5 protein-coding genes and 1 pseudogene are annotated in these 6,378 nt (G+C 39.4%); 4 read left to right on the plus strand and 2 right to left on the minus strand.

From position 1 onward, the window contains the following. The first annotated feature begins 39 nt into the window (after positions 1-39). The 3 genes from F8R90_RS13140 to F8R90_RS13150 all read left to right on the plus strand — a co-directional run bounded on the left by F8R90_RS13140 (position 40) and on the right by F8R90_RS13150 (position 4,729). Positions 40-2,349 carry a carotenoid oxygenase family protein gene (locus tag F8R90_RS13140; protein WP_196511112.1) on the plus strand — a complete coding sequence of 770 codons (2,310 nt, stop codon included), beginning with the start codon at positions 40-42 and terminating at the stop codon, positions 2,347-2,349. 165 nt (positions 2,350-2,514) lie between these two features. After that, positions 2,515-4,020 carry a carotenoid oxygenase family protein gene (locus tag F8R90_RS13145; protein ID WP_196511113.1) on the plus strand — a complete coding sequence of 502 codons (1,506 nt, stop codon included), beginning with the start codon at positions 2,515-2,517 and terminating at the stop codon, positions 4,018-4,020. A gap of 475 nt (positions 4,021-4,495) precedes the next feature. After that, positions 4,496-4,729, plus strand: coding sequence for an EF-hand domain-containing protein (locus tag F8R90_RS13150; protein WP_196511114.1), 234 nt, complete (start codon positions 4,496-4,498; stop codon positions 4,727-4,729). Between the two features lie 81 nt (positions 4,730-4,810). Here the strand turns inward: F8R90_RS13150 and F8R90_RS13155 are convergent, their stop codons facing one another. Beyond that, positions 4,811-4,969: a hypothetical protein gene (locus F8R90_RS13155; protein WP_196511115.1), complete on the minus strand. Its 159-nt coding sequence runs from the start codon at positions 4,967-4,969 to the stop codon at positions 4,811-4,813. 480 nt (positions 4,970-5,449) lie between these two features. Here F8R90_RS13155 and pepE point away from each other — a divergent pair. Continuing rightward, a pseudogene (gene pepE / locus F8R90_RS13160) lies at positions 5,450-6,133 on the plus strand (dipeptidase PepE); the annotation flags it as partial. A 35-nt stretch (positions 6,134-6,168) separates the two neighbouring features. Here pepE and F8R90_RS13165 read toward each other — a convergent pair. After that, positions 6,169-6,378 (minus strand): transposase (locus tag F8R90_RS13165; RefSeq protein WP_196511116.1); only part of this gene is annotated, 210 nt, incomplete at its 5' end.

Here is a 6,378-nt window from a genome sequence, read left to right on the forward strand (position 1 = left end):
TGGATTATTATTTTTAACAAATTTTGGGGAGATATTTAAATGGTGAGTAAAGATGTTAGTTCTACAGGAAAATCTTCCAAGAGTTTTCATATTCCGAAATCTGTCATCAAAACCAGTCGTCATGAGGGATGTTGGCATCTAGAAATTCGTAAGCAAGAAAATAAAGATGGACAAAATGAAATTATTTCCCTAGCCGAGCTAGAATTAGCCGAATTACCACCAGGTTTGCATGGCTATGCTTTCATCGTTGGGGCTTTGTTTCAATCTGAAAATAAACCTCAAGAAGATGGAACTCAACTTTATACAGGCGATGGGATGGTGTATCGTTTGGGCTTTGAAGATGGCAAAGCAATACTCAAAACCAGAATCGCCAAAACCCCCTGCTACTATGCAGATCTGGCTACGCAGTTCTATCTAGCAGATAATTCTGTAGAACCCATACCATTTGCCCTGTTTAATAAGAAAATACTTTCTTATTTTGTTGAAAAGTATAAAAGGTTTTGCTACTTTGCAGCTTTTCGTAATGGAGGCCCTAGTCGTTTTAGTATCACTTTGGGGTCGAGAAATCAATTAAATACAGCTTTTTTAAGGACTAGAGATCATCTTTTACTAACAATGGATGCTGGTCGCGCCTACCAACTTGACCCAGACAGTATGGAACTATTAGAACCAGTAGGTTCCACTGAAGAATGGTGCGGTATTTTTCCGGTTATTTCTAGGCTTACATGGATTAACATTTTTGAGACTTACATTAGTTCAGCCCATTATGTTACGGATATTAATAGCTCAAATGGTAAGCAAGATGAGCTATTTACGACAAATTATTCAACAGGTTACAATGGCAAATTTCAAAAACCTGTCAACTGGGTATTAGATAGTAATTGCTTCCACAAAGTAGTCAAATCATTCTACGCCTTGTTACAAATAAAATTTAATCCCAAGCAGGAATTAGGACGCTTTACTGATTTGATTCGTTATCGATTTACAGATAAACACAAAGGCTTACAGCCTACTATGGAACGTTGGCGATTAGTACTACCTGATGGTCAACCAGTAGTGGTTGACCAATCTCTTCATCAATTAGCAATAACCGAGAAATATATTATTCTGGCTGATATCGCCTTTAGAATGGAGTTTTCACAAATATTTACTCCTTTCCTGTTTGGATTTTTAAGATTGTGGAAATTTAATAGAACTTATTCACTAGGTAGTTGGATTTATTCCATTTTCCTTCGGGCGATTAAACCTCTACCATTTGCTAACTTATATATTATTAATCGCCAAGATTTAGATAAGGTTAACCAAGGATATTCTATAGAAAATTTACCTGATAATCGAACAACAATCACCGTCCAAAAGGTGACATTACCTAGAGAGATTTCGCATTTCGCAGCTGACTATAGTAATCCTGAAAATAAATTTATTACACTTCACGTTGGTCATGTCAACGGTTGGGATGTTACAGAATGGATTACGCGCCATGATACGTCTGTTCCTGATAAGCCATTTCGTGAAGATTTAGAGGGAATGATGGTTGGTTCAACTGATTTAGGTTTTCTCGGACGATATGTGGTTGATGGCGAAACAGGAAAAATAGAAAGTTGCAAAACTGTTCAAGATATTCAATCAACTTGGGCGCTATCTTTATATACTCATCGTGAACTCAACCATGATTCGCTAACAGAAACAGCTACAGAAGTTCAAAATATTTACTGGTTATCTTTAGGGTTTACATGGGAACTGATACCTCAGCGTATTTATGATGCTTATAAATTAGATCCACGTAGAGTTGTTCCAGCTGAACAATTACCACGGAAAGAGGAGAACAAACCAATTACTCTACTGCGTTTAGATACACAGCAGATGAAAATTGTTGATTCATATCATTTCCCCTCTGGAACTTATGTTAGTTCAACGCAATTTATTCCTAGTTCTCTTCTCTGTCCTGAAGATATAGATAAGTCAATTCATGGCTTCATTGTGTGTACGGTAATGTTAGACCCAGACCCTAGTCAATCTGACCGTGCTACAGATGAGTTTTGGATTTTTCATGCTGATGATTTAAAGAATAAACCAGTTTATCGGCTGAGTGCTAGTTCAAAGGATAAGCCATTGAATCTTGCCATGACAATACACTCAACTTGGCTACCAGATATTCGTCAGCAGCAGTATTCAGTCGAGGAACGTCATCACAAACGAGAAGATTCAGTGAAAAAAGATTATCAGCATTTGATTGAGAAGAAAGGCAAAGCAGTTCAAGAATTGTTTAATGTCATAGTTTTTCCTGAATTTACCAAGCAGACTTTAGAGGAGGATTTTGAGAAATTTTTATTACCTAAAGACGAGTAATAAGCTAATCGACATTCATTTTTTCAGAACCATTCGCTTGTAGTAAGCGGTTCCAGCCCTGCTCTTATGCAACTTAAAAGCTCATTAACTTCAAATCTCATCTCTCGCGTGGAATCTTTGGAGTTCTTTAGGAACTTGCTTCAAATTACATCATGGTATTTAGGAATGACTAAACGGACAACCTCTGTGCAGACCGATTTTTCCTCCAAACAACCCAGACCTTACACTTTTGAAGATTGGAAAGGTGGGGCCCGCTCTCTTAAGCAAGAGTTTGACTATTTGATTGATGATATTGAGGGCGAAATTCCACCAGAACTTAATGGTACATTGTTTCGCAATGGCCCAGGGCTGCTAGATGTGAATGGTCAGCCACTCCACCATCCTTGGGATGGAGATGGCATGATTTGCGCCATTACTTTTTCCCAAGGACAAGCCCATTTTCGTAATCGATTTATCGAAACTGAGGGTTACTTGGCCGAACGCACTGCTAAACGTATGCTCTACCGAGGTGTATTTGGCACACAAAAACCAGGAGGCTGGTTAGCTAATGTCTTTGATTTGCGGCTCAAAAATATTGCCAATACGCAAGTAATATATTGGGGAGAGAAACTATTAGCTCTGTGGGAAGCCGCAAATCCTTATCGCCTCAACCCCAAAACTTTGGAGACTTTGGGCATTGAAACCTTCGACGGTCTGCTCCGTAAAGAGTCTCCTATTGCTGCTCATCCTAAGATTGACCCAGGGGACTCCGCTCAAGCTTCCCGTCTGGTCGCGTTTGCTATCAATGCTGGTCTATTCTCGAAAATTCATACCTATGAGTTAGACCTGGCCGGAACTGTAGTTCAGCACTTGACACATCGAGTTCCAGGCTTTGTTTTTATCCATGACTTTGCCATTACCCCCAATTATTGCCTGTTTTTCCAGCCCCCTGTATCTTTCAATCCCTTCCCCTACGTTTTTGGCTTTCGGGGAGCGGCAGAGTCTATTAAGCTTCAGCTAAATCGACCCACGCGAGTTTGGATAATTCCTCGCCGCAAAGGAGAAGCAGTACAGGTTTTAGAAACTGATTCTTGCTTTGTCTTTCATCACGCCAATGCCTTTGAACAGGGAGATGAAATAATTGTAGACTCGATTTGTTACCAAGACTTTATTAGTCTTGACCACAAGCGTAGTTACCCAGATAATACTGATTTTGATAAATTACCCATTGGTCAACTTTGGCGGTTTCACCTGGATTTGAGTAAGAAGGCGGCTAGGCGGCAGCTAGTTGCTCCCCGATGTGTAGAGTTTCCCAAAGTCTCTCCTGACCTAATTGGACAACCCCATCGCTGGATTTTTTTAGGTGCTGCTCATCAAGCTGAGGGCAATGCGCCTCTCCAAGCCATACTAAAAATTAATCCAGAATCGGGACAGCAGGAATTTTGGAGTGCTGCTCCCAAAGGCTTTGTGGGAGAACCTGTTTTTATACCGCGCTCAAGAGTAAATGAAAACTCTACACCCTTAGCAGAGGATGATGGTTGGGTTATCACCCTGGTTTATGATGCTGCCCACCACCGCACTGATGTTGTAATTTTGGATGGGAAATGCCTCAGCCAAGGGCCTATAGCTTGTCTGCACTTAAAGCATCACGTCCCCTATGGTTTGCATGGCACTTTCAAACCCAACTTTTAATCATTTCAAACCCACCTCTTGTTATTCCTTGACGTGGGGCGCTGTTTCTACATCTTTTGACCGTAAGCGTTCTCTAATCTTCGGGCTGATCTGCCTGGAGCTTAATGAACCGATGTTGGAGTTTGAGGATGCTTACCCTCAAAAGTTTGCTCAACTGGTCACAGATGCCCCACAGTGGACTGAATGGATGGTTTGATTTACACCCAAGCTTGGTATTAGACCAATAAACTATTGCTTGCGAGGTGTGCCTGCTACAAACGATATAGCTACACCCTCATTACAAGCCAAACTTCTCATCACCGCTGACGGGCATTGGCAAATCCTCCCGCCGTGCGTGGAATAGAGTAAATCAAAACGTCTAAGCCCCAGCGATCGCAGTTTCTACGTCTAAAGACACAAGTTTATTTAATTTTGAGAAATTAATCAGAGATTAATGAGATATTAAGTTGAAAAACGGTTCTTCAGATAGAAACTTATGGCAACCGAGCAAGAGCTTCAATCTCTTTTTAATAAATTAGATCGTGATCAAGACGGCAAAGTATCCATTAATGAGCTTTTTTTAAGTCCTGGCTTAAGTGCAATCATCTCATCAGAAACAAATACCAGTAGCCCCCAGGAATTACTAGTAAATTATGATTCAGACGAAGACGGTAGTATTACCTTTGAAGAGTTAAAGGAAGCAGTTGAGAAAGCAAATAATTTAACCTAGCAGTCAAAAACCCAATACCAAATACCAATACCCAAAATCCCTCTAAGCGTGGGCGCTTAGAGGGATTTACAATTTTCATGGTCATTGGTGACTCGCTAGCCCCGATGGATGACCTTGGAGGTGAAAGGCTGGCTTTTTGCAATTGTAGCAGGACAGAGGAGCAATCACATCTACAGAATTCTGAAAACTAAAAAATTTACCATCCACTCGCGCCAATATGGCAATAGTAGCGAATTGCATTAGCTCCAGGACTGCTGCTCTGTGCAGGAATTTCCTCTAGTTGCTTGTTTGAGCTTAACTTGACGAGCGTTGGCAAGTTCTACCAACAGCTAGTCTCCCAACTTCTTGAATGATTAGGTTAACTGTACTAATTTAGTCTCAATTCAACTAAAAAGCGGACGTTCTTGAGAGGCTTAACGGCAAAAGTCACAATCCTATTCTTACTTCAGAGATACACATCTCAGTTATAGTTTTCATACCCTAAAGGGGTAAAATTTTGGTTCCAGACTCTAAATTAATTACTGTAGAAGAAAGTTTCCACAAATGGGGACTCTGGTATCTTGAGAAATTTACATCACTCATATTGAATTTTATTTGTCAACTTGAGCAATATTGATACAGCTTAAACCGGGGCAAAGTACAAGCTCCGTCTCAGTTGTTCCCCCTACCCCCTTGCCTCCTTTCTTTAGTATAGATAATTACAACTACAGGAAATAAACCATGTCAAAAAGATTGTTATTACTTAGTAATTCAACAAATATCGGTGAAGAATACTTATTTTATCCCCGTCAGGAAATTAAAAAATTTTTAGGAAGCTCTGTCAATAAAATAGTGTTTATCCCCTTTGCAGCCGTTACTTCAACTTATCAGCACTATACCAAAAAAGTTGAAAAAGTATTTCAAGATATAGGTTATGAAGTTGATGCTATTCATTTGGTTGAAAATCCTCATGAATTAATTAAAAATGCAGAAGCTGTAGTAGTCGGAGGCGGCAACACTTTTCATTTAATACATTGCTTACACCAGACTCAACTACTTGAGGACATCAGAAATAAAGTTAGTAATGGAACTCCTTATATCGGATGGAGTGCAGGTTCTAATGTTGCTTGTCCTACCATCAAAACAAGTAATGATATGCCAATAATTGAACCGATAAGTTTTCAAGGGTTGAATTTAGTTCCTTTTCAAATCAACCCCCACTATACAAATGCAGTAATCCCAAATCACAATGGAGAGACAAGAGAACAAAGACTGGAAGAATTTCTGGTTTTAAATCCAGATATTTATGTTGTAGGATTGCCGGAAGGAACAATGTTAAAAATTGAAGATTCATCAATCAGATTGATTGGCAATAAAACGATATATTTATTCAAGTTTGGACAAGAAAAACAAGAGTATTATCCTAATGATAATTTAGATTTTCGGTTCATCCGTTACTTTTATGGAGAATTAATAGAAAAGTGCCAGTTTAATAAACTGCGTAATCGAAAATTGCTAAAATTACGAAAGCCATACCCAAGTCTTTTAATTAACTTGAGTTTATTATTAATTCCTTCTACAGTACCACTGGTAGTTCTGCCATCAAAATAACCGACTATTTCCCCAAACCATCTCACCATTGTCCCTAGACTTTTCGGAAAGTATGAACG

The sequence above is a fragment of the Nostoc sp. NZL genome, from assembly GCF_015714705.1.
Lineage (GTDB): Bacteria > Cyanobacteriota > Cyanobacteriia > Cyanobacteriales > Nostocaceae > Nostoc > Nostoc foliaceum_A.